Origin of the sequence: Azohydromonas sediminis, assembly GCF_003574675.1 — a bacterium.
Taxonomy (GTDB): domain Bacteria; phylum Pseudomonadota; class Gammaproteobacteria; order Burkholderiales; family Burkholderiaceae_C; genus Calidifontimicrobium; species Calidifontimicrobium sediminis.
Window position 1 is genome coordinate 127388 of sequence record NZ_QOAZ01000001.1, and the last position, 26600, is coordinate 153987.

Genomic DNA, 26600 nt, shown 5'->3' on the forward strand with positions numbered 1-26600 from the left:
GGGCGACGACAGCGAAGGCGCCGCGCATTGTGGGCCTGCACGCTGCCAAGCCGGGCGCGACGTTGCAAGCCCCCGCTCAGTCGCGGGGCGCGTGCGGTGCGGCGAGCGCCTCGGCCACGAGTTCGGCGATGTCGCGCGACACGACGTCGCCGTCGGGCCGCACGGCGCCGAGGCCATCGGCGATCATGACGGCGCAGTAGGGGCACGCGGTCGCGATCGTGCGCGGTTGGGCCTCGAGCGCCTGGCGCACGCGCAGCTCATTGATGCGCTCGCCGAGCGTCTCGTCGAGCCACATGCGCCCGCCGCCAGCACCGCAGCACATCGCCTTGTGGCGCGACAGTGCCAGCTCCAGCGGCGCGTCGGCGCACAGGTGCCCGAGCACCGCGCGCGGGGCGTCGAACTCGCCGTTGTGGCGACCGAGGTAGCACGGGTCGTGGAACACGACGCGCCGCAGCTTCGCGTCGACGCGCACGCGACCCTGGGCAAGCAGCTCGGCGATCAGCTGCGTGTGGTGCACGACCTCCCAGTGGCCACCGAAGGCGGGGTACTCGTTGCGCAGCGTGTTGAAGGCGTGCGGGTCGCAGGTGACGATGCGTCGGGGTGCCACACCATTCAGCGTCTCGACGAGCGTGCCGGCGAGCTGCTGGAACAGCATCTCGTTGCCGAGGCGGCGCACTCCCCGGTCGAGCCTTCAGCGTCGCCGAGGATGCCGAAGCGCACCCCCGCCGCCTGCAGCACCCTCACGAAGGCGCGCGCGATCTTCTGCCCGCGCGGGTCGTACGACATCGCCGAGCCGACGTAGAACAGGACGTCGAGTGCGGCGGCATCGTCGGCGCTGCGCACCACCGGCACGTCCAGACCACTCGCCCAGTCGCCGCGCTCGCGGGCCGGCAAGCCCCACGCGTTGCCCTGCGACTCGTAGGCCTCGAAGACCTTCTTCAGTTCGTGCGGGAACGCGCCTTCGATCATCACGCGCTGCTGGCGCAGGCGGTAGAACTCGTCGAGATGCTCGAGCTCGATGGGGCACGCGGTCTCGCAGAAACCGCAGGTCGTGCATGCCCACAGCGTGTCCTCGCCGATCACGGGGCCGACCAGTGGCGGCATGTCGCCCAGCGGGTCACCCGCGACGATGGCCTCGCGCTGCTCGACGAGGTGGTGCTTGAGGCGGTCGTGCACACCCTTGAGCGACAAGGGCTTGCCCGTCAGGTGCGTCGGGCACGCGGTCTTGCAGCGACCACACTCGGTGCAGGTGAAGGCGTCGAGCGCATCCTTCCACGTCAGGTCACGCGCGGTACGCACGCCGGCCTTCATGTCGACCTCGTCGCTCGCCTCCATCAGCCGATCGAGGTCGACGCCCGGCACACGGTTTGCAGGCCGGCCGCGGCGGAAATACAGGGTCGGCAGCGCGGTAACGATGTGGAAGTGCTCGCCCCACGGCAACAGCACGAGGAAGCCGAAAACGACCGCCATCTGTACCCAGTAGACGCCGTGGTACGCCGCCGAGGCCGCCGGCGGCGATACGCCCTGCACCGCGGTGGCGAGCGCGCCGCCCACGAACGCGAAGTCGCGCTCGTGCGCCACGCCCGGCACGGCGTCGGCGAGCCGCGCGAAGCGCAAGGCGTCGAACGCGAAGTCGGTCAGAATGATCGCGAGGATCAGCCCGAGCACGAGCAGCGCTTCGCGGTTCGGTTCCAGGCGCGCGGGCTTGACGACGAGGCGCCGCCACAGCGCATAGAGCACGGCGCCGGTCACCGCCAGCTCGACGCCATCCTTGAAGGCGGCGAAGGGCCCGCCGAAGGCGTCGGGGAAGGCGAACGACTCGTCGTAGCCGATCGCGATCAACTGCAGCTTGCGCAGCAGCAGCGACAGGAAGCCGAGGAAGATCACGGCGTGCATCAGCCCGGCGCGCCACTCGCCCCGCACCATGCGCCGCTGCAGCAGCCCGTCGACGAGGACGCTGCGCAGGCGCCGCCACGGTTCGTCGCGGCGCGGCTCGGGCTGCAATGCGACGACGATGCCCAGCTTGCGCCAGGCCAGCACGCCGAAGCCTGCGAAGGCCAGCGCCATCAGCAGCGAAATTCCGACGGGGCTCATGGTGCGCAGCAAACGGGGTCGCGCGCACTCTAGGCGGCCCGTGGCCCGACACGCTTGACGCAGCTCAAGAAACGCCGCCGCACCGGGCGGGCGCCGCCTCAGGTCGCGGGCTTCAGGTGCACGTGCCGCGGCGTCTCGCCGTCGTGGCGATGCGACTCGTGTGCCTCGACGCTGATGAGGTTCAGCTTGGCGTGGTGCACGCCGCGCTGCGCACTCAGCCCGTCGGCAAAACGGCGCACCGCCTTCGTTGGACCACGCAGGATGATCGTCTCCAGACAATGGTCGTGGTCGAGGTGCGCGTGCATCGTCGCGACGGCCAGATCGTGGTGCTCGTGCTGCAACGCCGTCAGCCGCTCCATCAGGTCACGCTCGTGGTGATTGAACACGTACGTCAGGCTCGCGACGCATTGCCGCGACGGGTCGTGCTGCTGACGCGCGCGCTCGAGCTCGTCGCGCAGCAGGTCGCGCACCGCCTCGGAGCGGCTCGCGTACCCGCGCTGCGCGATCCATGCGTCGAACTCGGCCGCGAGCCTGTCGTCCAGCGAGATGGTGAAGCGTTCCATGCCGATGCTCCGCGCCTGGTCGCCGCGACCTTACAACACCCGCAGCGGCCGCCCAGCCGGTATGAAGAGTGTTGCTCTTTTTCCTACTTCTGCCGATACTCCGCCGGCTCCCGCAGCCTCGAGCGTGCGGGCCGAGCCGAAAAGAGGAGTCGACGATGCACATGGCCGATGCCCTGCTCTCGCCCGCCGTCGGCGCTGCGATGTGGCTCGCCTCGGGCACCGCGCTGGCCTTCGCGTCGAGACGCCTGCGCGTGGGGCGCGACGACGTGCTGGTGCCGCTGATGGGGCTGCTCGGTGCTTTCGTGTTCGCCGCGCAGATGATCAATTTCGTTATCCCGGGCACCGGCTCGAGCGGTCACCTGGGCGGTGCGCTGCTGCTGGCGATCCTGCTCGGCCCGCACGCGGCCCTCGTCGTCGTTGCATCGGTGCTGACCGTGCAGGCGCTGTTCTTCGCCGATGGCGGCCTGCTCGCGCTCGGGGCGAACGTGTTCAATCTCGGCGTGCTGCCCTGCTACGTGGCCTATCCGCTGGTCTATCGTCCCTTGGCCGGCGTGTCGCCGACACCGCGGCGGCTGACGCTCGCGGCGCTCGCCGCGGGCATCGTCGGCTTTCAGCTCGGCGCGCTCGGCGTGGTGCTGCAGACGACGGCGTCGGGCATTTCGAGCCTGCCGCTGCGGCCGTTCCTCGCGCTGATGCTGCCCATCCACCTCGCGATAGGCGTCGCCGAGGGACTCGCGACGGCGGCGCTCGTGCGTTTCTTGTGGCGCGAGCGTCCCGCGCTGCTCAGCGGCCGCGCGCGGCACAGCGGCACGGCGCCGGCGCTGCCGACGCGCCGCCTCGCGCTGGCTGCAGTCGTCACGGCCGGCGTGCTGTCGTGGTTCGCATCCACCCAACCCGACGGCCTGGAGTGGTCGATCGCGCACACCGCCGGCGACGCGCTCGCCTCGCCCGGTGATGGGGTGCACGGCGCGCTCGCCGCCGTGCAGGAGCGCACCACCGTGCTGCCCGACTACGCGTTGCAGGCGTCGAAGCCGGATGGTGGGGCCGGCGAGGCGCCGGCGACGTGGCCGGCTGTCGATGCCGGCACGACGCTGGCGGGAATCGTCGGCGGCGTGCTGACGCTGGTGACGGTGACGGCGATCGGCTGGGCGCTGCGCCGCCGGCGGCGTTGACCCACGCCACGCCGCCGCGCCGATGGGCCGCATCGCTGCCGCGCTGGAGGATCTGCGCGCGCTCGACACGCTGGCCGCGCGGTTGACGTCGTTGGCGCGCCGCGATCCGCGCGCGAAGCTGATCGTCACGTTCGCGTTCGTCACGACCGTCGTGTCGTTCGATCGCTACTGCATTGCCGCGATCCTGCCGCTCGCGCTCTATCCCGCGGTGCTCGCCGCGCAGGCCGAGCTGCCGACTCGCACGATCACGCGCGCGATCGCACTCGCGGCGCCCTTCGCCACGGTCATGGCGCTGGCGAACCCGCTGTGGGACCGCGCCCCGATGCTCGTGCTTGGCGGCGCGAACATCAGCGGCGGCTGGGTCTCGTTCACGTCGATCGTGCTGCGCGTCGCGCTGACAGCGAGCGCCGTCGTCGTGCTCGTCGGCAGCACCGGGATGCACGTGCTGTGCGCCGCCCTCGCGCGCCTGGGCGCACCGCGCGTGTTCACGGTGCAGCTGCTGCTGCTGCACCGCTACCTGTTCGTGCTGGGCGACGAAGCGGTGCGGCTGCGCACCGCGTACGGATTGCGCGCGCCGTCGAGGCGTGCCCCGCCGCTGGCGATTTTCGCGTCGCTCGCGGGCAAGTTGCTGCTGCGCGCCTTCGACCGTGCGCACCGCGTGCATCAGGCCATGCTCGCCCGCGGCTTCGACGGCGAACTGCGGCGGCTGTCGCCATGGCGCTGGCGGCACGCCGACACCGCGTTCGTTGCGTGTTGGGGCGCCTACTTCGCCGCCGTGCGCGCGGTCGACGTGCCGCTGCTCGTGGGCACCGCGGCGACCGGTCTCGGGCGATGAGGGCCGGCGCGCACGACAGCGCCCCGGCGGTCGAGCTGCGCGGCGTCGCCTTTCGCTATCCCGACGGAACGCCCGCGCTGCGAGGCGTGGACCTGAGCATCGCGCACGGCGAATCGGTGGCCATCGTCGGTGCCAACGGCGCCGGCAAGTCCACGCTGCTGCAGCACTTCAACGGCCTGCTGCAACCCCACAGCGGGGAAGTGCGCGTCGAGGGGCTGCCCGTCACGGCGGTCACGCTGCCGCAGGTGCGACGCCGTCTCGGCTTCGTGTTCCAGGACCCGGACGACCAGCTGTTCATGCCCACCGTCGCCGACGACGTCGCATTCGGCCCGCTGAACCTCGGGCTCGACGCCGACACCGTGCGCGCACGCGTGCAGGCCGCGCTCGACGCCGTCGACGCCGGCGCGCTCGCCGCGCGTGCCACGCACCGCCTGTCGGGGGGCGAGAAGCGCGCGGTCGCGCTCGCGGGCGTGCTCGCGATGGAGCCGGCGATCGTCGCGCTCGACGAACCGACGGCTGCGCTCGATCCGGCCGGCCGCCGGCGACTGATCGAGCTGCTGCATCGCCTGCCGCTGACGCGCATCGTGGCCACGCACGACCTCGACCTCGTCGTCGAACTTTGTCCCCGCGTCGTCGTCCTGCACGACGGGTGTGTCGTCGCCGACGGTGCGCCTGCGGCGCTGTTCGGCGACGCGGCGCTGCTTCGCCGCTGCCGGCTCGAGCCGCCACTCGGCTGCCCCGAGCGCCCTCGCACGGCGGCCGCACTCGAGCAAGCCTGACGCGCGTCGACCGTTCGCGAGTCGACCGTTCAGTAGCGGCCGTGCTGCTTGACGATGTAGTTCGTCAGCTCGCTGGCCTGCACCGCGAGCCGGGTCTGCACCTGGTGCACGGCACGGACGATGTTGCACATCACCGCGTAGACGATGCGCGGATGGCTCTCGATCAGGCCCTCGAGCGCCTCGCGCTCGAGCACGAGCACGCGCCCGTCACTCGCCGCGACCAGCGACGCGTAGCGCGGCGCACCGTCGAGGAAGCCGAGTTCGTGCACGAAGTCTCCCGCGTGCAGCGTGACGAGCACCTCCTCGCCGGGTGTCGCGTGCCCCTTCACGACGGCGATCGAGCCCTCGACGATCACGTACAGCCGGTTGTCCGCGCTGCCTTCGGGTGCCAGTACCTGACCCTTGCTCAGCGCCTGCAGCGACACGCGCTCGGCGAGCACCGCGACCTGCGCGTCGTCGAGCCCGGTTGCCAGTCTCGAGGCGCGCACGGTGTCGGCGAGGATGGGCGGCGTAGCGTTCATGGCGTTCTGCCTGCAGGGTTCGTCGATGGTATGGCCGGCGCGGCCGCGGCACGGAGAAAACGATAGCCCGGCACGAAGACGGCCGGTTGCGCTGCATCAAGCTTCGTGCATTGCAGGCTCCCGCACCGAGCATCCCGGCGCCGCGGCGATGCAACGCTCGGGAGCTCGCGTGCGATTTGCGAGCCATCTTCAGCGAACTTGATCCATGTCAGAACCGCAGCCTCGTGTAGCGGGAAACTGGTTTTCAGCTGGAGACGCACCGCGGCGGCACTTGGCAGCGGATGCTCCGCCCCGCTGGGCCGATGATTGCGAGGACACCCCCATGGTCGAGACCTTCTACGAGGTGATGCGCCGTCAGGGCATCACGCGCCGCAGCTACCTCAAGTTCTGCAGCCTCACCGCGGCGTCGCTGGGTCTCGGCCCCGCGTTCGCGCCGAAGATCGCGCATGCGCTGGAGACCAAGCCACGCACGCCCGTGCTGTGGCTGCACGGCCTCGAGTGCACCTGCTGCACCGAGGCCTTCATCCGCTCGGCGCACCCGCTGGCCAAGGACGTGATCCTGTCGATGATCTCGCTCGACTACGACGACACGATCATGGCCGCCGCCGGCCACCAGGCCGAGGCCGCGCTCGAGGAGGTGATGAAGGAGTACAAGGGCAACTACATCCTGGCGGTGGAAGGTAACCCGCCGCTCGGCCTCGACGGCATGTACTGCATGCCCGGCGGCCGCCCGTTCGCCGAGAAGCTCAAGCACGTCGCGAAGGACGCGATGGCCGTCATCGCCTGGGGCTCGTGCGCGTCGTGGGGCTGCGTGCAGGCCGCCAAGCCGAACCCGACGACCGCGGTGCCGATCAACAAGGTGATCACCGACAAGCCGATCATCAAGGTGCCGGGCTGCCCGCCGATCCCCGAGGTGATGACGGCCGTCGTCACCTTCCTCGCGACCTTCGGCCGCGTGCCCGAGCTCGACCGCCAGGGCCGCCCGAAGATGTTCTACAGCCAGCGCATCCACGACAAGTGCTACCGCCGGCCGCACTTCGACGCCGGCCAGTTCGTCGAGAAGTGGGACGACGAAGGCGCCAAGGCCGGCTACTGCCTGTACAAGGTCGGCTGCAAAGGCCCGACAACCTACAACGCGTGCTCGACGACACGCTGGAACGAGGGCGTGTCGTTCCCGATCGCCTCGGGCCACGGCTGCATCGGCTGCAGTGAAGACGGTTTCTGGGACAAGGGCTCGTTCTACGACCGCCTGACCCACATCACCGACTTCGGCGTCGAAGCCAACGCCGACAAGGTCGGCTTCGCCGTCGCGGGCGTCACCGGCGCCGCCGTCGCCGCGCACGCCGCCGTCAGCGCGATCCAGCGCGCCGCCAGCCGCAACAAGACCCAGGCCGACGGCGCGGCCAAGGTGGAGAACTGATCATGGCCGTCATCGAAACCCAAGGCTTCAAGCTCGACAACTCGGGCAAGCGCGTCGTCGTCGACCCGATCACGCGCATCGAGGGCCACCTGCGTGTCGAGGTCAATCTCGACGACAAGAACGTGATCCGCAACGCCGTGTCGACCGGCACGATGTGGCGCGGGCTCGAAGTCATCCTCAAGGGCCGCGACCCGCGCGACGCCTGGGCCTTCGTCGAGCGCATCTGCGGCGTGTGCACCGGCGTGCATGCGCTGGCGTCGGTACGCTGTGTCGAGGACGCACTGAAGATCAAGATCCCCGACAACGCGAACATCATCCGCAACCTGATGCACGCGACGCTGTACGCGCAGGACCATCTGGTGCACTTCTACCACCTGCACGCGCTCGACTGGGTCGACGTCGTCAGCGCACTGAGCGCCGATCCGAAGAAGACGAGCGAGTTGGCGCAGTCGATCAGCAGCCATCCGCTGTCGTCGCCGGGCTACTTCCGCGACCTGCAGACCCGGCTGAAGAAGTTCGTCGACAGCGGCCAGCTCGGGCCGTTCCGCAACGGCTACTGGGGCCACCCGGCCTACAAGCTGCCGCCCGAGGCCAACCTGATGGCGGTGGCGCACTACCTCGAGGCACTCGACTTCCAGAAGGAGATCGTCAAGATCCAGACCATCTTCGGCGGCAAGAACCCGCACCCGAACTGGCTGGTCGGCGGCGTGCCGTGCTCGATCAACCTCGAAGCCACGGGCGCGGTCGGCGCGATCAACAAGGAGCGCCTGAACATGGTGTCGAAGATCATCGACGACACCATCGCCTTCATCGACAACGTCTACATCCCCGACCTTCTGGCGATCGCGTCGTTCTACAAGGACTGGGGCGCGATCGGCGGCGGCATCTCGAGCCAGAACCTGCTGTGCTACGGCGAATTCCCCGACATCGCCAACGACGACAGCAACAAGAGCCTGCTGATGCCGCGCGGGGCCATCGTCGGCGGCAACCTGAAGGACATCCAGGAAGTCAGCCTGCACGACCGCCAGCAGATCCAGGAGTTCGTCGACCACAGCTGGTACAAGTACGCCGAGGCGGGCAAGGGCCTGCACCCGTACGACGGCGTGACCGATGCGCACTTCGAACTCGGCGCCGGCACCAAGGGCACGAAGACGGCGATCGACCAGCTCGACGAGAGCGCGAAGTACTCTTGGGTGAAGTCGCCGCGCTGGCGCGGCCACCCGATGGAAGTCGGCCCGCTGGCGCGCTACGTGATGGGCTACGCGATGGGCATTCCCGACTTCAAGGAGCCGGTCGAGATGGTGCTCAAGACGCTCGACGTGCCCGTCACCGCGCTGTTCTCCACGCTCGGACGCACGGCAGCGCGCGGCCTGGAGTGCAGCTGGGCAGCGCACAAGATGCGCTACTTCTTCGACAAGCTGATGGCCAACCTGAAGGCCGGCAACTTCGCCACCGCCAACGTCGACAGCTGGGAGCCGCGCACCTGGCCTGCCACCGCGCAGGGCGCCGGCTACTGCGAGGCACCGCGCGGCGCGCTCGGACACTGGATCAAGATCAAGGACACCAGGATCGACAACTACCAGTGCATCGTGCCGACGACGTGGAACGCCAGCCCGCGCGACGGTAAGAACCAGATCGGCGCGTACGAGGCCTCGCTGCTGAACACGGCGATGGCCAAGCCCGACGAGCCGCTGGAGATCCTGCGCACCATCCACAGCTTCGACCCGTGCCTGGCGTGCGCGACGCACGTCGTTTCGCCAGCCGGTGACGAGATCACGCGCGTGACCGTGCGCTGAAGCCGAGGCACACCATCATGAACACCGCCACCCACGGGCAACTGTTCCCGGTCTACGTCTGGCAGGTCCCGGTGCGCATCTGGCACTGGGGCATGGCCCTCGCGATGGTCGTGCTCGCCGTCACCGGCTACCTGATCGGCTCGCCGCCGCCGTCGGTCGGCGGCGAGGCCAGCGACCATTTCTGGTTCGGCTACATCCGCTTCGCGCACTTCGCCGCCGGCTACGTGTTCGCCATCCTGTTCGCGCTGCGCGTGCTGTGGGTGTTCGTCGGCAACCGCTTCGCGCGCGAGATCTTCCTCGTGTCGCTGCACATGCTCAAGCCGTCCTGGTGGTCGGGGCTGATCGACCAGACCAAGTACTACCTGTTCCTGAAATCGAAGGCCCGAGCCTGGCAGGGCCACAACCCGCTCGCGATGGCGGCGATGTTCTTCATGTACGTGCTCGGCACCGTATTCATGATCGTCACCGGCTTCGCGCTGTACGGCGAGGGCACCGGGATGGACAGCTGGGCCCACCAGTATTTCTCCTCGTGGGTGCTGCCGCTGCTCGGCTACAGCATGAACGTGCACACGCTGCACCACCTGGGCATGTGGTACCTGCTCGTGTTCACGATCGTGCACCTGTACATGGTGGTCCGCGAGGACATCTGCTCGGGCGAGACCGTGATCAGCACGATGGTCAACGGCTGGCGGGTCGAGAAGTGAGCATGGCGGGCACTTGCGATGCCGAGCCGGTGCTGGTGCTGGGCATCGGCAACCTGCTGTGGGCCGACGAAGGCTTCGGCGTGCGCGCCCTCGAGGCCCTGCACCGCGACGTCGAACTGCCCGGGCATGTCCGGCTCGTCGACGGCGGCACGCAGGGCATCTACCTGCTCGACGAGGTCTGCTCGGCGCCGCGGGTGCTGGTGTTCGACGCGATCGACTACGGGCTCGAGCCCGGCGCGCTGCGCGTGCTGCGCGACAACGCCATACCGGTGTGGACCGACCAGGCGATGAGCCTGCACCAGGCCACCTTCCAGGAACTGCTTGCGCTGGCCCGGCTGCGCGACCGCTTTCCGCGCCGCATCACGCTGATCGGCGTGCAGCCGGCGGTGCTCGACGACCTCGGCGGCAGCCTCAGCCCGCTGGTGCGCGAACGCGTCGACGAAGCCGTCGCGCTGGCCGTCGACGAATTGCGCGCCTGGGGCGTCGACGTGCGCGCGCGCGAGACCCCGCCGCCCGAACCGCTGCACGCGCAGTCGCTGGCGATTGGCGCATACGAAGACGGGCGCCCGTCTGCGCTCGACGCCTGCCGCTACGGCGACGCGCGCTTTCTCGGCGCGCGGTCGGAAGGGGCGCGCTGATGTGCATCGGCGCACCGCTGCAGGTCGTCGCCTGCGACGGCACCCGTGCCTGGTGCGAAGCCGACGGGCAGCGCGAACTCATCGACATGCTCCTGGTCGGCGAGCAGCCGCCCGGCACCTGGGTGCTCGCCTTCCACGGCGCCGCGCGCCAGGTGCTCGACGCCGACGAGGCTGCAGCCGTGCGTGCCGGCCGGCGGGCAATGGCCGCGGTGTTCGACGGCGCCGCCGACGTCGACGACTTCTTTGCCGACCTGGTCGGCCGCGTGCCGACGCTGCCGGCGCACCTGCTCGAGGACCAACGATGAGTGCCGCCACCCTGACCACCCCGCCCGCGCTGCATCCGCTGCTCGAGCGGCTGTGCCGCGAAACCCGCGCCGTGCTGCTCGACACGTCCGGCCTCGACGCCTGGGCAGCGCAGCCGGGCGTGTCGATGCTCGTGTTCGCCGAGGAGCCGGCGCGCCTGAAGGAAACCCTCGACATCGCGGTCGTCGTGCCCGAGCTGTACGGCGCTTTCGGCCGCGCATTCCGCGTCGGCCTGCTGCTGGCCGATGACGCGCGCGCCGTCGCGCCGCGCTACGGCTTCGCGCGCTGGCCGGCGTTCGTGATGCTGCGCGATGGCCAGTACCTCGGGGCCGTCGACGGCATCCGCGACTGGGACGTCTACGTCGCCGAGGTCGAGCGCCTGCTGCAGTCCGCACCGACGCGGCCGCCGAGCGTCGGCATCCGTGTCACCGCGGCCGGCGGTTCTGCCGCCGGCTGTCACTGAGCGGCGACCCGCCGCCCACCCCCGACAGGAGCCCCCGATGCGTGCCGTCCCGATTCCGATCCGCAGCGCCGACGCCGAACCCGACGACACGCTCGACTACATGCCGATGCCGCGCGAGATGAACACGTTCGAGATGCCACGCGTGCCCGATCCCGGCCCCGGCACCGACGTCGCGGGCGCGCGCGACGTGCTCGAGGCGTTCGTCGCCCACCTCGACCGCTGGCTCGCCGAGGGCGGCGACGCGCCGGCGGTCGACCTCGCCGGCCTCGCGCCCGACGCGCTGCGCGTGCTCAACGAGACGCTCGGCGAAGGCGAGGTCGCAGCGATCGTCGACGCCGCGCAGTCGATCCGGATCCAGGAGACGGTGTTCTGCGGCGTGTGGCGCGAGCAGCACGTGGTCCAGGGCCGGGTCGTACACGACTACCTGCTCGCCGCGCCGGTGCCGCCGGTCGTCGTGCAGCGCGCCGCCGAGCACGCGTCAGCGCAACTGCGCGAGCTGCCGCTGCCGGCCGGCGCGATGAACGTGCCGGCGCTGCTGCACGAACTGCAGCATGCGGTCGACTGCAGCGCACCCGGCGTGCCGGCGCACGTGATCAACCTGTCGCTGCTGCCGTTGTCCCCCGAGGACAACGCACACCTCGACGCCCTGCTCGACGGTGGCTCGGTCGTGCTGCTGTCACGCGGCTTCGGCAACTGCCGCATCAGCAGTACCGCGGTGCGCAACGTCTGGCGCGTGCAGTACTTCAACAACATGCAGACGCTGATCCTGAACACGGTCGAAGTCGTCGACGTGCCGGCCGTCGCCGTCGCCTCGCGCGAGGACCTCGTCGAGGCGCGTGCACGCCTCGACGAGCTCGTGCAATGGATGAGCGATTCGATCGCCGCCGCCTGAGGCGCCGAGGTTCCGACGATGAGTGACGTTGCACCTACCTCCACGGGCCGCCACGGCGAAATCGGCCCGACGACCCGGCTCGAGTGCAAGGTCTGCTGGACCGTCTACGACCCCGCGGTCGGTGACCCCGTCTGGCAGATCCCTCCCGGCACGCCGTTCACCGAGTTGCCGCCGCACTGGACGTGCCCGAACTGCTCGTGCGAGAAGCAGCACTTCCTCGTGCTCGATGACTGACGCCGACGCGACGGCCGCCGTCTGCCTGCCGTGTCCGGCGACGCGGCTGGAAGCGCGCTTTCGCGCCATCGCGCGCGACGCGATGCGTGACCTGCCGACGGTGAACCCGGCCCTCGACGTCGCCGCGCTCGGATTCCAGCCCTGGCAGGCACACTGGCTGGGTGTGCTCGTCACCCCCTGGTTCATGAACCTGTGGTTGATGCCACGCGACGTCTCGCGGTGGCATCCGATCGGCGAGCGCGAGGTGCGCGAGTACGTGTTTCCCGCCGGCGTGTTCGAGTTCATCGGCGGGCGCGACGCCGAGCTGGGCGACTACCAGGCCTGCTCGCTGTTTTCGCCGATGTTCGAGTTCGCCGATGCCGCCGCTGCGCACGCGACCGCACGCGCCGCGCTCGATGCGCTGTTCGATGCGTCGTTGCGCGCCGTGGACGCGGTGCCGCACGCTCCCGACGCTGCACGCACCACCCGCACGGCCGGCCACGGGCCGACCTCGATGAGCAAGCGCGACTTCCTGTTCGGCCGCCGGTGATCCCCCGATGGCGATCGAAGGTGCGCTGCACGTCAGCCTGCAGGTCGCGCACGCCACGGTGGCGAGCGTTCGCGTGCGCTCGACGCGGCCCGACGTCGCGCGCACGCTGCTCGTCGGGCGCACGCGCGCCCAAGTGGCGGCCGCCGTGCCGCTGCTGTTCTCGATCTGCGGCCGCTCGCAGGCTGCGGCGAGCGCCCTGGCCTGCGCTGCGGCGGTCGACGGTACGGTCGGGCTGGCGGGACTCGCGTCGGCGCGCGCCGCCGTGGCCGCCGAGATGCTGCGCGAAGCCGCCTGGCGCACGCTGCTCGACATGCCGCGCGCGATCGGCGAATCGCCGCACGACGACGCCGTCGCCGCCGCACGCCGCGCGCTCGCGCCGGCCGACGGCGGCGCGCGCCACGCCCTCGCGCGTGCCGCGTTCGGCGTCGATGCGGCCGCATTCCTCGCCCTCGACGACGTCGACGCCTTCGAGCGCTGGTGCGACCGTGGCGCGACGGCCGCGGCACGCTTCGTGCGCGACCTTCGCCGCGACGCCGACGCGCCGCACGCGCGCGCGCCACGTCCCGGCGCCGCGACTGAGGGTGACGCCGTACCATGGCTCGCGGGCTGCGATGTGCCAGCGGCGCTGCCCGCGCTCGTCGCGTCGCTCGAACGCGAGCCCGACTTCGCGCAGTGCCCCCACTGGGACGGCTCGGCCGCAGAGACGGGGGCGCTCGCGCGCCAGCGCGGCGATGCGCTGGTGCAGGCGGTGCTCGCGCGCGACGCCGGCTGCCTTCGCGCGCGCTTCGTGGCGCGCCTGCGCGAGCTCGCCCGGCTGCTCGCCGGCGACTTCGAGCCGGACGTCGGCGTGCGCGCGCTCGGAGACGGCGCCGCGGTGGCGTGGGTCGACAACGCGCGCGGCGTCCTGCTGCATCGCGTGCAAGTCGACGCGGCGCGCGACGATGCGCGCGTCGCGGGCTACACGATCGTCGCGCCCACCGAGTGGAACTTCCACCCCGAAGGCGCCCTCGTGCGCGCCCTCGTCGGAAGCCCTGTCGCCGACCCCGATGTCCTGCGGCGGCGCGCGACGCGTCTGATACATTCCCTCGACCCCTGTGTGGCCTGCGAGGTCACGATCGACGATGCATGAGATGTCCCTGGCCGAGAGCGTGCGCGAGATCGTCGAGGACACCGCCCGCGCCCATGGAGGGTCGCGCGTCGGCCGTGTGCGCCTGGAGATCGGTCGCCTGTCGCAGGTCGAGGTCGAGGCGATGCGCTTCGCCTTCGACGTCGTGATGCGAGGCTCGATGGCCGACGGCGCCGCGCTCGAGATCGTCGAAACGCCCGGCACTGCGTGGTGCATGCGGTGCTCACAGGCGGTCGAGATCGCGCAGCGCGGCGACGCCTGTCCGTCGTGCGGCAGCTGGCAGCTGCAAGTCACCGGCGGCGACCGCATGCGCGTGATCGACCTCGAAATCGCCTAACCTTCGGAGAACCAGCATGTGCGTGACCTGCGGCTGCGGCAGCGACGACGTCCACATCGAGGGGGCGACGCATACCCACGAGCACACGCACGCCGACGGGACGACGCACCGGCACCCACACAGCCACGACCACGGCCACGACCACGATCACGACGGTGCCGCAGCGGCCGCGCACGTGCACGAACACCTGCATACGCATGCCGACGGTACGACGCACCGCCACGCCCACCATCACGACCACGCGCACGTGCACGCGGCCCTCGGCACCGGCGCCGCGTCCGTCGTCACCGCGCCGGCTCCGGCCTCGCGCCTGGTCCAGGTCGAGCGCGACGTGCTGGCGAAGAACGACGCCCACGCACAGCGCAACCGCCGCCTGCTCGCCGAGCGTGGCGTGTTCGCGCTCAACCTCGTCTCGAGTCCCGGCTCGGGCAAGACGACGCTGCTCGTGCGCACGATCGAGCGCCTCGCGGGCCGGCTGCCGGTGGCGGTGATCGAGGGCGACCAGCAGACCTCGCGCGACGCCGACCGCGTCCGCGCCACCGGCGCGCCGGCGCTGCAGATCAACACCGGCAAGGGCTGTCACCTCGACGCGGCGATGGTCGAGACCGCGATCGAGCGCCTCGCGCCGGCGCCCGACTCGGTGCTGATGATCGAGAACGTCGGCAACCTCGTCTGCCCCTCGGCGTTCGACCTCGGGGAGGCGCACAAGGTCGTCGTGCTGTCGGTCACCGAAGGCGAGGACAAGCCGCTGAAGTACCCCGACATGTTCCACGCCGCGTCGCTGATGCTGCTCAACAAGGTCGACCTGCTGCCGCACCTGCACTTCGACGTCGAGGCCTGCGTCACCCACGCTCGGCGCGTGAACCCGGCGATCGAGGTGCTGCCGGTGTCGGCCACCCGCGGCGATGGCCTCGATGCGTGGATCGCCTGGATCGAGCGCGGCGCGGCGGCGGCGCGGCAGCGCCGCCGCGACGAGGTCGCACAGCTGCAGCGTCGCGTCGCCGAGCTCGAGGCGCAGCTGGCGCGACTGGCACCGCGAGCGGCGGGCTGAGCGATGCTCGCCGAGGCCGAGGCCGTCGAACGCCGCGCGATCCGCGTGCGCGGCGCCGTGCAGGGCGTGGGCTTCCGGCCGTTCGTCTACCGGGTGGCCACCGGGCTCGGGCTCAGCGGCAGCGTCCGTAACGACGCCGACGGCGTGCTGATCGAGGTGCAGGGTGCACCGGCGACGCTCGCGCGGTTCGAACGCAGGCTGCGCGACGAGGCGCCTCCGCTCGCGCGCATCGACAGCGTCGAGTCGGCGCCGCGCACCGCACTCGGCCACGAACGCGGCTTCGTGATCGGCGACAGCCGCGCCGGCCGCGTGACGACGGCGATCCCCCCCGACGCGGCGACGTGCGACGAGTGCCTCGCCGAGCTGTTCGACCCCGCCGACCGCCGCCACCGCTATGCCTTCGTCAACTGCACGAACTGCGGGCCGCGTTACACGCTGACGCGCTCGCTGCCGTACGACCGCGCCATGACGAGCATGGCGACGTTCGCGTTGTGTCCCGCGTGCCGGCGCGAGTACCACGACCCCGCCAGCCGGCGCTTCCATGCCGAGCCCAACGCGTGCCCCGTCTGCGGACCGACGCTCGCCCTCGTCGACGCGAGCGGCGCGCCGATCGCCGGCGACGCGATCGCGGCGACGATCGCGCTGCTGCGCGCCGGGCGCATCGTGGCCATCAAGGGTCTGGGCGGCTTCCACCTCGCCTGCGATGCGCGCGACGCCGCCGCGGTCGCCGCGCTGCGCGCACGCAAGCAGCGTGACGAAAAGCCGTTCGCGGTGATGGCGCGCGACGTCGACGCGGCGCGGCAGTGGGTGCACGTCGACGCGGCCGCGCAGGCGCTGCTCGTCTCGCCCGCGCGGCCGATCGTGCTGCTGCCGCTGCGCGCCGACCGCCCCGACGCGCTCGATGGCGTCGCGCCGGGCCTCGACCGCCTCGGCGTGATGCTGCCGTGCACGCCGATCCAGTTCCTGCTCTCGTACGAGGCCCCCGACCTGCTGCTCGTGATGACGAGCGCGAACCCCGGCGGCGAGCCGATCGTCGTCGGGAACGACGAGGCGCGGCAGCGGCTGGGCGGCATCGCCGACGCGCTGCTGATGCACGACCGCGACATCGTCGCGCGCTGTGACGACAGCGTGGTGCGCGTGACGTCGCGCGGCGCGCCGCAGTTCGTGCGCCGCGCGCGCGGCTACACGCCGCTGCCGGTGCGGTTGCCCCACGCAGGCCCCCCGGTGCTCGCGACCGGCGGATGGCTGAAGAACACCGTGTGCCTGACGCGCGGCGACGAAGCGTTCCTGTCGCCGCACGTCGGCGACCTCGACAACGCGGCGACCTGCCGCGCACTCGTCGAGACGGTCGAGCACCTGTGCCGCGTGCTCGACGTGCAGCCGCAGGCGGTCGCGCACGATCTGCACCCCGACTTCTTCAGCACGCGCTTCGCGGCCGAGTTCGCCGCCGCGCGCGGACTGCCGACGTTCGGCGTGCAACACCACCACGCGCACGTCGCCGCGGTCGCGGCCGAGCACCGCCACGCCGGGCCGCTGCTCGGGCTCGCGCTCGACGGCGTCGGCCTCGGCGCCGACGGCCACGCCTGGGGCGGCGAACTGCTGCGCGTCGACGGTGCCGACTTCGAGCGGCTGGGCCACGTCGCGCCGATCGCGCTGCCCGGCGGCGACGTCGCGGCGCGCGAGCCGTGGCGTCTCGCTGCCGCGGTGCTGCACCGGCTGGGCCGCGGCGCGCAGATCGTCACGCGGTTCGGCGCGCAGCCGGCCGCTGCCGCCGTCGCGCAGATGCTCGAGCGCGGCGTGCGCTGCCCGGCGACGACGAGCCTCGGACGCTGGTTCGACGCCGCCGCGGCCCTGCTCGGCGTGCGCGCGACGAGCGCCTTCGAAGGCCAGGCGCCGATGCAGCTCGAAGCGCTGGCCGCCGCGGCGCCCGTGCTGGCCGACGCCGCGCTGTGGGAGCTGGTGACGCTCGGCGCCGACGGCGTGCTCGACCCGACGCCGCTGCTGGCCCGCCTGGCCGACCTGCCGGCCACACCCGAGGCGGCGGCGCACGGTGCGGCGCTGTTCCACCAGGCGCTGGCCGACGGCCTCGCGCGCTGGGCGGCGCAGGCGGCCGCCGCGACCGGGCTGCGCCACGTCGCGCTCGCCGGCGGCTGTTTCCTCAACGCCTTGCTCACGGCGCTGCTCGTGCCCCGGCTCGAGGCCGCGGGCCTCTCGGTGCTCGAAGCCCGGCAGGCGCCGCCCAACGACGGCGGGCTCGCGCTCGGGCAGGCGTGGGTCGCGATCGCCCGTATCACGGCAGGAGGCTGAACGATGTGCCTGGCCCTTCCGGTGCGCGTCGTCGAACGGGTCGACGGCGGCAACGCCATCGTCGATCTCGACGGCATCCGCAAGGAGATCTCGCTCGCGCTCGTCGACGACGTGCAGGTCGGCGACTACGTGATCGTGCACGTGGGCTACGCCCTCGCGAAGCTCGACCCCGACGAGGCCGAGCGCACGCTCGCGCTATTCGCGGCGATGCCCGACGCGAGCGCGGGCACACCCGAGCCTCGCCCCGTGTGATGCGATGAAGTACATCGACGAGTTCCGCGACGGCGACCTCGCCCGCACCCTCGCCACCAAGATCGCCGCCGCCGCCGACGCCGGGCGCACCTACCACCTGATGGAGTTCTGCGGCGGCCACACGCACGCGATCTCGCGCTACGGCGTCGCCGACCTGCTGCCGCCCTCGATCCGCATGATCCACGGCCCCGGCTGCCCGGTGTGCGTGCTGCCGATCGGGCGCATCGACCTCGCGATCGGCCTCGCGCTCGAACAGCGCGCGATCGTCTGCACCTACGGCGACTGCCTGCGCGTGCCTGCCTCCGACGGCCTGTCGCTGCTGAAGGCGAAGTCGCGCGGCGGCGACGTGCGCATGGTCTACTCGCCGGCCGATGCGCTGAAGGTCGCGCAGGCCGAGCCCGGCCGCGAGGTCGTGTTCTTCGCGATCGGCTTCGAGACGACGACGCCACCGACCGCACTCGTGATCCGCGAGGCGGCGCGGCTCGGCCTGAAGAACTTCAGCGTCGTGTGCAACCACGTGCTGACGCCGGCGGCGATCGCGCACATCCTCGAGTCGCCCGAGGTGCGCCAGTACGGCACGCTCGCGCTCGACGGCTTCATCGGGCCAGCGCACGTCTCGACGGTCATCGGCAGCCAGCCGTACGAGTTCTTCGCCGAGGAGTACCGCAAGCCGGTCGTGATCGCCGGCTTCGAGCCGCTCGACGTGATGCAGGCGATCCTGATGCTCGTGCAGCAGATCAACGACGGCCGCGCCGAAGTCGAGAACGAGTTCTCGCGCGCGGTCACGCGCGAGGGCAACGCGAAGGCCCAGGCGCTCGTGGCGGACGTGTTCGAACTGCGCCGCAGCTTCGACTGGCGCGGCCTCGGCGAGGTGCCTTACAGCGCACTGCGCATCCGCGAGGCCTACGCCGCGTTCGATGCCGAGCGGCGCTTCGCGCTGCAGACGCGCACGGTGGCCGACCACAAGGCGTGCGAGTGCGGCGCGATCCTGCGCGGCGTCAAGCATCCGCGCGACTGCAAGGTGTTCGGCACCGTGTGCACGCCGGAGAACCCGATCGGCTCGTGCATGGTGTCGTCCGAGGGCGCGTGCGCGGCGTACTACACGTACGGGCGCTTCCGCGAGATCCCGGTGGTGGCGGCATGAGCGGCACCGTCAAGCGCGGCTACGTGCGCCCGCTCGACCTGCGGCACGGCCGCGTCGACCTGTCGCACGGCGCGGGCGGCCGCGCGATGGCCCAGCTCGTCGATCAGCTGTTCGCCGCCGCGTTCGACAACGAGTGGCTCGCGCGGCGCCACGACGGCGCGCTGCTGCCGCAGCCCGAGGGGCGGCTCGTGATGGCCACCGACTGCCACGTCGTCTCGCCGCTGTTCTTCCCCGGCGGCGACATCGGCTGCCTCGCCGTCCACGGCACGGTCAATGACGTGGCGATGAGCGGGGCGCGGCCGCTGCACCTGGCCGCCGGCTTCATCCTCGAGGAGGGGTTCGCGCTCGCCGACCTCAAGCGTATCGTCGACTCGATGGCCGCTGCCGCGCGCGATGCCGGCGTGCCCATCGTGACCGGCGACACCAAGGTCGTCGAGGCCGGCAAGGGCGACGGCGTGTTCATCACGACGACCGGCGTCGGCGTCGTGCCGCACGGGCTCGAGATCTCGGGCGACCGCGCCCGGGCGGGCGACCGCATCGTCGTGTCGGGCACGATCGGCGACCACGGCATGGCGATCATGTCGCTGCGCGAATCGCTCGCGTTCGGTACCGACCTGCGCTCGGACACCGCCGCGCTGCACGGCCTCGTCGCCGCGATCGTCGACGCAGTGCCTCAGGTGCACGTGCTGCGTGACCCGACGCGCGGCGGGCTGGCGACGACGCTCAACGAGATCGCCGGGCAGTCGCGCGTGGGCATGCTGCTCGACGAGGCCGCGATCCCGGTGCGCCGACAGGTCGAGGCCGCTTGCGAGTTCCTCGGGCTGGACCCGCTGTACGTCGCCAACGAGGGCAAGCTCGTCGCGATCGTGCCGCCCGAGCACGCGCAGCGGCTGCTCGAGACGATGCGCGCGCACCCCCTCGGACGCGACGCCGCGCTGATCGGCGAGGTCGTCGAGGACGCGCACCACTTCGTGCAGATGCGCACGCGCTTCGGCGGCAAACGCATCGTCGACTGGCTCACGGGCGACCAGCTGCCGCGCATCTGCTGACGCCCCCCGCCGATGCGCATCCTGTTCCTCACGCGCAGCTTCAACAGCCTGACGCAGCGTCTGTACCTCGACCTGACGGCTGCTGGCCACGACGTCGCGATAGAGTTCGACATCGCCGATGCCGTCACCCGTGAAGCGCTCGAGCGCTGGCGCCCGTCGCTCGTCGTCGCGACGTTCCTCAAGCGTGCGATCCCCGAGGCCGTGTGGCGCGCGCTGCCGTGCCTCGTCGTCCACCCGGGCGTCGTCGGCGATCGCGGCCCGTCGGCACTCGACCGGGCGGTGGCCGACGGCGAGCCCACCTGGGGCGTGACGGTGCTGCAGGCCACCGCCGAGATGGACGCCGGGCCGGTGTGGGCAAGCGAAACGTTCACGATGCGCGAAGCGACGAAGTCGAGCCTGTATCGGCACGAGGTCACCGAGGCCGCGTCGCGGGCGGTGCTCGCCGCCGTCGCGCACTTCGAGCGCTGCGGCGCCGTCGCGCCGCCGGCGCCGCCACCGGACCCGCGCGGCCGCTGGCGGCCGCTGATGACGCAGGCCGAGCGGCGCATCGACTGGCGCCGCGACGACACGCGCACCGTGCTGCGCAAGATTCGCGCCGCCGACGGCGTGCCCGGCGTGCTCGACGAACTGTTCGGCGCACCCTGTCACCTGTACGACGCGCACGCCGAGCCGGGCGTTCGCGACGCCGCGCCCGGCGAGGTGCTCGCGCGCCGCGGCGACGCGCTGCTGCGCGCCACCGTCGACGGCGCGGTGTGGATCGGGCACGTGCGCCGCACCGACACCGAAACGGACTTCAAGCTGCCCGCGGCGCTCGCCTTCGCGCGCGAGTCGGCGACGCTGCCCGAGCGCCCGCTCGCGCTCGACGCCCCGGCCGACGCCGGCTGGCGCGAGATCCGCTACGAGGCGCGCGGCCGGCACGTCGGCGTGCTGCACTTTCCCTTCTACAACGGCGCGATGAGCACCGCGCAGTGCCGCCGCCTGCTCGAGGCGCTGCGCTTCGCGCTCGCCCAGCCCACGCGCGTGCTCGTGCTCGCCGGAGGGCCCGACTTCTGGAGCAACGGCATCCACCTGCACGTCATCGAAGCCGCCGACAGCCCGGCCGACGAGTCGTGGCGCAACATCCACGCGATCGATGACGTCGCGCAGGCGCTGATCGAGACCACCGACCGCCTCGTCGTCGCGGCGCTGCAGGGCAACGCCGGCGCCGGCGGCGCGTTCCTCGCGCTCGCGGCGTCGTGGGTGTGGGCGCGGCCGGGCGTCGTGCTGAACCCGCACTACAAGAACATGGGCAACCTCTACGGGTCGGAGTACTGGACCTACCTGCTGCCACGCCGCCTGAAGTGCGGCACGCCGGCCGACGTGATGGGGCGTCGGCTGCCCCTGTCGGCCGCGCAGGCGCGGCAGCTCGGCCTCGTCGACGACGTGTTCGGCAATCGGCCCGACGACTTCCTCGCGACGGTGGTCGAGCGTGCCGCGGCACTCGCGGTGAGCCCCGAGTGGCCTGCGCTCGTCGAGGCGCGCCGTCGCCAGCGCGCCGATGACGAGGCCGCGCGGCCGCTGGCCGCTTACCGCACCGACGAGCTCGAGCGCATGCGGCGCAATTTCTACGGCTTCGACACCAGCTACCACGTCGCGCGCTCGAACTTCGTGCGCCGCGTCGCGCCGTCGTGGACGCCGCGGCACCTGGCCATCCACCGATGAACGACCTGTCGCGCACCTTCGGCCGCCACGACGTCGACGCCCGCGAGCGCGAGCAGCGCATCCGCCGCGTGTTCGAGGCCGTGGCCAGGCGCTACGACCTGATGAACGACCTGATGAGCCTGGGCATCCACCGGCTGTGGAAGCGCACGCTGGTGCGCATGGCCCGGCCGCAGGCTCGGCAAGTCATCGTCGACCTCGCCGGCGGCACCGGCGACGTCGCCGCGCGGATGGCCGGGCCCGACCGCCTCGTCGCGGTGTGCGACCCGAGCCTGGCGATGATGCAGGTCGGCCGCGACCGCGGTCATCCGCACGTGCTCTGGCTGGCCGGCACCGCCGAGGGCATGCCGCTGCCCGACGCGAGCGTCGACACGCTGACGATCGCATTCGGGATCCGCAACGTCACGCACCTCGACGCGGCGCTGGCCGAGGCACTGCGCGTGCTCAAGCCCGGCGGCCGCTTCCTGTGCCTCGAGTTCTCGACGCCGTGGGCGCCGGTGCGGCCGTTCTACAACCTGTTCTCGTTCGCCGTGATCCCGCGGCTGGGCGCGTGGATCGCACGCTCGCCCGAGGCGTACCGGTACCTGGTCGAGTCGATCCGGCGCTTTCCCGACCAGCGCACGTTCCAGTCGCTGATCGCGCGCGCGGGCTTCACCGACGTGCACTACCGCGACCTGAGCTTCGGCATCGCCTGCATCCATGTCGGCACGCGCGCCGGCGGCGCGGCGACGCGGGCCACGACTTGACGTAGCGCAAGACCGGCAGCGTCGCCGACGCCACAATCGAACCGATGTCGTCGCCTGCCTCCCCGCGGATCGACCCAGCGCGCTCGGCGGTGCGCCAAGGCTCCGTCGCCGCGTGGCTGGTCGCGATCCGGCCGCGCAGCCTGCCGGTGGCCATCAGTCCGGTGCTCGTCGGTGCCGCTTTCGCGTGGAGCCGTGCGGGCCAGATCGATCTGTTCGCCGCCGCGCTGATCCTCGCGGCGTCGCTGTTGGTGCAGATCGTCACCAACATGCAGAACGACGTCGGCTACACGGCGCGGGGTGCCGAGCGCCACGGCAGCCGTACCGGCTTGCCGCGCGCCACGGCCAACGGCTGGCTCGATAGCCGGCAGGTGCGCGGTGCGATCGTCGTCGTCTCGGCCGTCGCGACGGCCATCGGGGTGCTGCTGTTCCTGCAGCGCGGCTGGCCGGTGCTCGCGATCGGATTCGCGTCGCTGGCCGCGGCGCTGGCGTACATGGGCGGCCCGAAGCCGATCGCCTACACGCCGCTGGGCGAGCTGACGGTGTTCATGTTCTTCGGCGTCGTCGCCGTGACGGGCACCGATTGGGCCCTGACCGGCAGCGTCGGCGCGGCCTCGGTGCTCGCGTCGATCGCGCTCGGTTCGCTGGCGGCCGCTGCGCTGGCCATCAACAACCACCGCGACATCGCGCACGACCGGCAGGTCGGCCGGCGCACCTTCGCGGTGTGCTTCGGCGCCGTGGCGTCGCGGCACCTGTTCACGCTGCTGCTGCTCGCGCCGTTCGCGCTGCTGCCGCTGATCGCACTGAGCGTGGGCTCGGTGTGGCCGTTGGCCCCGCTGCTGCTGCTGCCGGTGGCGATCACGTTGCGGCGCGACTTTGCGCGCTGCCCGCCGGGCCTCGCGTACAACGCGCTGCTGTTCCGGTGCTTCAAGCTGCAGCTGACCTTCGCCGCCGCGCTGGCGGCCGCGGCCGTCCTGTCGCGGGTGACGACGTGAGGCCCGACCCGCGCTCGCGCGTGCGCCGCGCGTGGCTGTTGGCCGCCGCGTGGGCGCCGTGGGCACGGCCCCTGCGCGCCGAGGTCGCGTTTCCGAGCCGCCCGGTGCGGCTGGTCGTGCCGTATTCGGTGGGCATCGGCCCCGACGTCGTCGCGCGTGCGCTGGCCGCCGAGCTGCAGCGGCAGTGGGAGCAGCCCGTCGTCGTCGAGAACAAGCCCGGGGCATCGGGCATCGTCGCCTTCGCCGACGTGCGCCAGACCCCGCCCGACGGCCACACGCTGTTCGTCGCCGACACGGCGACGCTGGTGATGAACCCGCTGCTGCACCGCAGCCTGCCCTACGACCCGCAAGCCGACCTCGCACCGCTGACGCTGCTGTTCCGCGCGACCTTCGCGTTGTGGACGGCAGTGCCCGGGCGCCACCCGACGCTGCGTGCGCTGCTCGACGCCGCCCGTGCGGCGCCCGGCTCGGTGAGCTATGCGATGCTCGGCAACGGCCATCCGAGCCACGTCGCCGTCGAGCAGATGGCGATGGCTGCCGACGTGCGTCTGCTCGCGGTGCCTTTCAAGGAAGCCTCGGCGCTGTTCGGCGCCGTCGTCGCGGGCGACGTCGACTTCACGGCCTTCAGCATGCACACGGTGGCCGCGCTGGTGGCCCAGGGGCGGCTCCGGCCGCTGGCGGTGGCGGCCCCGTCGCGCCTGCCGGATCACCCGCAGGTGCCGACGATCCACGAAGCCGGCGGGCCGCCGGTCGAGATGCGGCCGTGGGCCGCGCTCGTCACGGTGGCAGGCACACCGGCGCCGCTGCTCGAGCGCCTGCAGCGCGACCTCGCGCGCGCGCTGGCGTCGCCCGAGGTGCGGCGCATGGCCGACACGACGGGCTTCGAACTGCTGTCGTCGACGCCGCAGCAGTTGCGCGACCGCGTCGCGGCCGACCAGGCGCTGTACGTGCCGCTCGTGCGTGACGGCCGCGTGGCGCGGATCTAGGCCGATCACGGCCAGCGGCGCGCAGGTGCCCCGATGACGACACCGCCGGCATCCCCGCCCGCCGCGACGCGCCGCAGGACCGGCGCGACCGCGACGTCCGCGATGCGGCCAGGCCCGGCAGCCGGCTGCGATCGACGCCGCGCCAAGGCGTCGTCCCGCCGCGGGGACGCGGCATGACGCGGCAGGTACACAAGTCGGCGCTGGTGCTGCGCCCGGCCCCGATGATGTTCGACCTCATCGAAGCGGCCGAGGACTACCCGCGCTTCCTGCCGTGGTGCGCCGGCGCGACGATCCTCGCGCGCGACGACAGTCTCGTCGCCGCCGACCTCGACATCGTGTACCGGGGCTTTCGCTGGCGCGTGGGCACGCGCAATCCCAAGCGAAGGCCCGAACACATGGCGATCCACCTCGTGCGCGGGCCGTTCCGGCACTTCGAGGGCCAGTGGCGGCTGACACCGCTGGCCGACGACGCGTGCAAGGTCGAGTTCGACCTGACCTACGAATTCGACCACTCGATCGCGACGCAGCTCGCCGGCCCGGTGTTCGCGCGCATCGCCGACACGGTCGTCGACGCCTTCGTCAAGCGGGCGCACAGCCTGCCGGCGCCACCGACGACGGTACTGCCCGCCGCGGCGCCGACGAGCCCGGCCGCGGTGGCAGACGCGGGGGTTTCGCCGGCGCCACCGGCGCCGACCGACGTGGCGCCTGTGTCCACGAAGGCCCCGCCGCCCGTGCCGGGGGCCCCACCGCCGGGCTGCGACGCGGCCTAACCGGCACGCGCGACGAGCACCTGCGCCTGCAGCGGGATCGCGGTGCGGCGCAGGCGCACGTCGACGAAGCCCGCCGCGACGAGCAGGCGCTCGAGCTCGGCGACGGTGCGCGGCCGACCGCGCCCCATCGCGAGCAGGTAGAAGCCGAAGTAGGCGTCGCCCATCGGCTCGGCGCCCGGCGTGCCGGCCATCGGCTCGCCGAGCACCAGCGTGCCACCTGGCGGCAGCGCGGCGTGCACATGGCGCAGTAGCGTCATCACGCGCGCGTCGTCGTGGTCGTGCACGACGCGCACGAGGCTGATCACGTCGGCACCGCGCGGCAACGCGTCGGCGAAGAAGTCGCCGCCGTGCACCTCGACGCGCGCGTCGAGGCCGAGCCGCGCGAGGCGCTCTCTCGCGCGCGCGGCGACCGCGGGCAGGTCGAACAGCATCAGCTTCAGGTGCGGCGCGCGCAGCGCGGCCACCGCGAGGAAGCGGCCCTCGCCGCCGCCGACGTCCATCAGCACGCGGTGGCGCTGCAGCGGGTAGGCGTCGAGGATCTCGTCGGCCACCAGCGGCTGCGATGCCGACATCAGCGCCGAGTACGCGGCCACGCGCTCGGCGGCGAGCGCGTCGGGCTGCGGCGTGCCGGCGTAGGGCCAGTACTGCGCGAGCGCCGGGTCGCACCGTTCGCCGCGCAGCAGCGCGAGCGGATCGGCGAGGTCGGCGTACAGCGCCGCGTGGTGCTCGACCATCGCGCAGATGCCCTCGTTGCCGACCAGCGGCGCGCCGAGCACGCCCAGCCCGATGCGCCCGTGCGCACGGCACTCGAGCAGGCGCAGCGACACGGCCGCGGCGAGCAGCCGCTGCATCGCCTCGGGCGACAGGTCGCAGCGCGCCGCCAGCGCGTCGGGATCCTGAGGCCCGTCGGCGAGCTGGTCGAACAGCCGCAGCCGCACGCAGGCCCAAAGCACCTGCGAGTACACGAACCCGGCGACGAGGTCGAAGACGGCGCGCGCGCGTGCCCGCGCGATGGGCCGCGTCAGCGCGAAAGCCGCGGCGCGGCGCTGGAACGCACGGCTGGCGAGCACCCTGTTGCGCCAGTCGAGCCAGCGCTCGCGCTGCCGCGTCAGCCAGCCGGGCGGCGGCGCGGCGTCGGACGTGCTGCCCGGCGCGGCGATCGCGGCGCCGGGGCTCGGTGCGCTCATCGGCGAGCCCGC

Annotated in this window: 29 protein-coding genes; 24 read left to right on the forward strand and 5 right to left on the reverse strand. The window is 72.1% G+C overall.

The genetic code is table 11. From position 1 onward, the window contains the following. Positions 1-76 precede the first annotated feature (76 nt). The 3 genes from DRV96_RS00585 to nikR form a co-directional block, all read right to left on the reverse strand. Entirely contained in the window at positions 77-655 is a 579-nt protein-coding gene (locus DRV96_RS00585) for a (Fe-S)-binding protein (RefSeq protein ID WP_162910915.1), read from the reverse strand. Continuing rightward, positions 613-2094 carry a 4Fe-4S dicluster domain-containing protein gene (locus DRV96_RS00590; protein WP_119286525.1) on the reverse strand — a complete coding sequence of 494 codons (1482 nt, stop codon included), beginning with the start codon at positions 2092-2094 and terminating at the stop codon, positions 613-615. The genes DRV96_RS00585 and DRV96_RS00590 overlap by 43 nt, the downstream gene beginning before the upstream one ends. Before the next feature lie 98 nt (positions 2095-2192). After that, positions 2193-2657 (reverse strand): nickel-responsive transcriptional regulator NikR, encoded by a 465-nt coding sequence (gene nikR, locus DRV96_RS00595; protein WP_119286527.1) that lies wholly within the window; start codon positions 2655-2657, stop codon positions 2193-2195. Between the two features lie 155 nt (positions 2658-2812). Here nikR and DRV96_RS00600 point away from each other — a divergent pair, with 155 nt between their 5' ends. From DRV96_RS00600 to DRV96_RS00610, 3 genes are read left to right on the forward strand one after another with little or no spacing between them, the layout of a single operon-like run. Next, positions 2813-3829, forward strand: a complete 1017-nt coding sequence (locus DRV96_RS00600; protein WP_119286530.1) for an energy-coupling factor ABC transporter permease — start codon at positions 2813-2815, stop codon at positions 3827-3829. Positions 3830-3851: 22 nt separating this feature from the next. Next, on the forward strand, positions 3852-4664 hold the full coding sequence (gene cbiQ, locus DRV96_RS00605; RefSeq protein ID WP_119286532.1) for a cobalt ECF transporter T component CbiQ: 813 nt from the start codon (positions 3852-3854) through the stop codon (positions 4662-4664). Then, positions 4661-5443: an energy-coupling factor ABC transporter ATP-binding protein gene (locus DRV96_RS00610; RefSeq protein ID WP_119286534.1), complete on the forward strand. Its 783-nt coding sequence runs from the start codon at positions 4661-4663 to the stop codon at positions 5441-5443. The genes cbiQ and DRV96_RS00610 overlap by 4 nt, the downstream gene beginning before the upstream one ends. A gap of 29 nt (positions 5444-5472) precedes the next feature. On the opposite strand, the gene DRV96_RS00615 is transcribed toward DRV96_RS00610, so the two are convergent. After that, a complete protein-coding gene (locus DRV96_RS00615; protein WP_119286536.1) occupies positions 5473-5964 on the reverse strand; it encodes a cyclic nucleotide-binding domain-containing protein in 492 nt (163 codons plus the stop codon). 322 nt (positions 5965-6286) lie between these two features. Here DRV96_RS00615 and DRV96_RS00620 point away from each other — a divergent pair, with 322 nt between their 5' ends. From DRV96_RS00620 to DRV96_RS00720, 21 genes are all read left to right on the forward strand, one after another. Further along, positions 6287-7384 carry a hydrogenase small subunit gene (locus DRV96_RS00620; protein ID WP_119286539.1) on the forward strand — a complete coding sequence of 366 codons (1098 nt, stop codon included), beginning with the start codon at positions 6287-6289 and terminating at the stop codon, positions 7382-7384. 2 nt (positions 7385-7386) lie between these two features. Further along, positions 7387-9180 (forward strand): nickel-dependent hydrogenase large subunit, encoded by a 1794-nt coding sequence (locus tag DRV96_RS00625; RefSeq protein WP_119286541.1) that lies wholly within the window; start codon positions 7387-7389, stop codon positions 9178-9180. Between the two features lie 17 nt (positions 9181-9197). Beyond that, a complete protein-coding gene (gene cybH, locus DRV96_RS00630) occupies positions 9198-9884 on the forward strand; it encodes a Ni/Fe-hydrogenase, b-type cytochrome subunit (RefSeq protein ID WP_119286543.1) in 687 nt (228 codons plus the stop codon). Positions 9885-9886: 2 nt separating this feature from the next. Beyond that, complete coding sequence (locus tag DRV96_RS00635; protein ID WP_119286546.1) at positions 9887-10522, forward strand: HyaD/HybD family hydrogenase maturation endopeptidase; 636 nt, start codon at positions 9887-9889, stop codon at positions 10520-10522. Beyond that, on the forward strand, positions 10522-10827 hold the full coding sequence (locus DRV96_RS00640) for a HypC/HybG/HupF family hydrogenase formation chaperone (RefSeq protein ID WP_119286548.1): 306 nt from the start codon (positions 10522-10524) through the stop codon (positions 10825-10827). The genes DRV96_RS00635 and DRV96_RS00640 overlap by 1 nt, the downstream gene beginning before the upstream one ends. After that, positions 10824-11288 (forward strand): thioredoxin domain-containing protein, encoded by a 465-nt coding sequence (locus DRV96_RS00645; protein WP_119286551.1) that lies wholly within the window; start codon positions 10824-10826, stop codon positions 11286-11288. The genes DRV96_RS00640 and DRV96_RS00645 overlap by 4 nt, the downstream gene beginning before the upstream one ends. Positions 11289-11325: 37 nt before the next feature. Continuing rightward, on the forward strand, positions 11326-12180 hold the full coding sequence (locus DRV96_RS00650; protein ID WP_162910916.1) for a hydrogenase expression/formation protein: 855 nt from the start codon (positions 11326-11328) through the stop codon (positions 12178-12180). Between the two features lie 18 nt (positions 12181-12198). Beyond that, positions 12199-12414 carry a rubredoxin gene (locus tag DRV96_RS00655; protein WP_119286555.1) on the forward strand — a complete coding sequence of 72 codons (216 nt, stop codon included), beginning with the start codon at positions 12199-12201 and terminating at the stop codon, positions 12412-12414. Next, a complete protein-coding gene (hybE, locus tag DRV96_RS00660; protein ID WP_119286558.1) occupies positions 12407-12943 on the forward strand; it encodes a [NiFe]-hydrogenase assembly chaperone HybE in 537 nt (178 codons plus the stop codon). Before DRV96_RS00655 ends, hybE begins: the two co-directional genes overlap by 8 nt. Positions 12944-12950: 7 nt before the next feature. Then, the gene (locus DRV96_RS00665; RefSeq protein ID WP_119286560.1) at positions 12951-14072 is read left to right on the forward strand and encodes a nickel-dependent hydrogenase large subunit; all 1122 of its coding nucleotides are present in this window, start codon (positions 12951-12953) and stop codon (positions 14070-14072) included. Next, positions 14065-14406, forward strand: coding sequence for a hydrogenase maturation nickel metallochaperone HypA (gene hypA / locus DRV96_RS00670; protein WP_119286563.1), 342 nt, complete (start codon positions 14065-14067; stop codon positions 14404-14406). Before DRV96_RS00665 ends, hypA begins: the two co-directional genes overlap by 8 nt. A 16-nt stretch (positions 14407-14422) precedes the next feature. Continuing rightward, positions 14423-15457 (forward strand): hydrogenase nickel incorporation protein HypB, encoded by a 1035-nt coding sequence (hypB, locus tag DRV96_RS00675; RefSeq protein ID WP_119286565.1) that lies wholly within the window; start codon positions 14423-14425, stop codon positions 15455-15457. Between the two features lie 3 nt (positions 15458-15460). Further along, complete coding sequence (gene hypF / locus DRV96_RS00680; protein WP_119286568.1) at positions 15461-17764, forward strand: carbamoyltransferase HypF; 2304 nt, start codon at positions 15461-15463, stop codon at positions 17762-17764. A gap of 3 nt (positions 17765-17767) precedes the next feature. After that, positions 17768-18016, forward strand: coding sequence for a HypC/HybG/HupF family hydrogenase formation chaperone (locus DRV96_RS00685; protein ID WP_119286570.1), 249 nt, complete (start codon positions 17768-17770; stop codon positions 18014-18016). Between the two features lie 4 nt (positions 18017-18020). Beyond that, a complete protein-coding gene (hypD, locus tag DRV96_RS00690) occupies positions 18021-19160 on the forward strand; it encodes a hydrogenase formation protein HypD (RefSeq protein ID WP_119286572.1) in 1140 nt (379 codons plus the stop codon). Next, positions 19157-20209, forward strand: coding sequence for a hydrogenase expression/formation protein HypE (hypE, locus tag DRV96_RS00695; protein ID WP_119286574.1), 1053 nt, complete (start codon positions 19157-19159; stop codon positions 20207-20209). The genes hypD and hypE overlap by 4 nt, the downstream gene beginning before the upstream one ends. Positions 20210-20221: 12 nt before the next feature. Continuing rightward, a complete protein-coding gene (locus tag DRV96_RS00700; RefSeq protein WP_119286576.1) occupies positions 20222-21910 on the forward strand; it encodes a hydrogenase maturation protein in 1689 nt (562 codons plus the stop codon). Beyond that, positions 21907-22653, forward strand: a complete 747-nt coding sequence (locus tag DRV96_RS00705) for a class I SAM-dependent methyltransferase (protein WP_119286579.1) — start codon at positions 21907-21909, stop codon at positions 22651-22653. The genes DRV96_RS00700 and DRV96_RS00705 overlap by 4 nt, the downstream gene beginning before the upstream one ends. An 89-nt stretch (positions 22654-22742) precedes the next feature. Then, the gene (gene menA / locus DRV96_RS00710; protein ID WP_235823230.1) at positions 22743-23645 is read left to right on the forward strand and encodes a 1,4-dihydroxy-2-naphthoate octaprenyltransferase; all 903 of its coding nucleotides are present in this window, start codon (positions 22743-22745) and stop codon (positions 23643-23645) included. Then, entirely contained in the window at positions 23642-24631 is a 990-nt protein-coding gene (locus DRV96_RS00715) for a Bug family tripartite tricarboxylate transporter substrate binding protein (RefSeq protein ID WP_162910917.1), read from the forward strand. The genes menA and DRV96_RS00715 overlap by 4 nt, the downstream gene beginning before the upstream one ends. Positions 24632-24804: 173 nt before the next feature. Beyond that, positions 24805-25401: a type II toxin-antitoxin system RatA family toxin gene (locus tag DRV96_RS00720; protein ID WP_119286587.1), complete on the forward strand. Its 597-nt coding sequence runs from the start codon at positions 24805-24807 to the stop codon at positions 25399-25401. Here DRV96_RS00720 and DRV96_RS00725 read toward each other — a convergent pair. Further along, complete coding sequence (locus DRV96_RS00725; RefSeq protein WP_119286589.1) at positions 25398-26588, reverse strand: methyltransferase; 1191 nt, start codon at positions 26586-26588, stop codon at positions 25398-25400. The genes DRV96_RS00720 and DRV96_RS00725 overlap by 4 nt on opposite strands. Positions 26589-26600 lie beyond the last annotated feature (12 nt).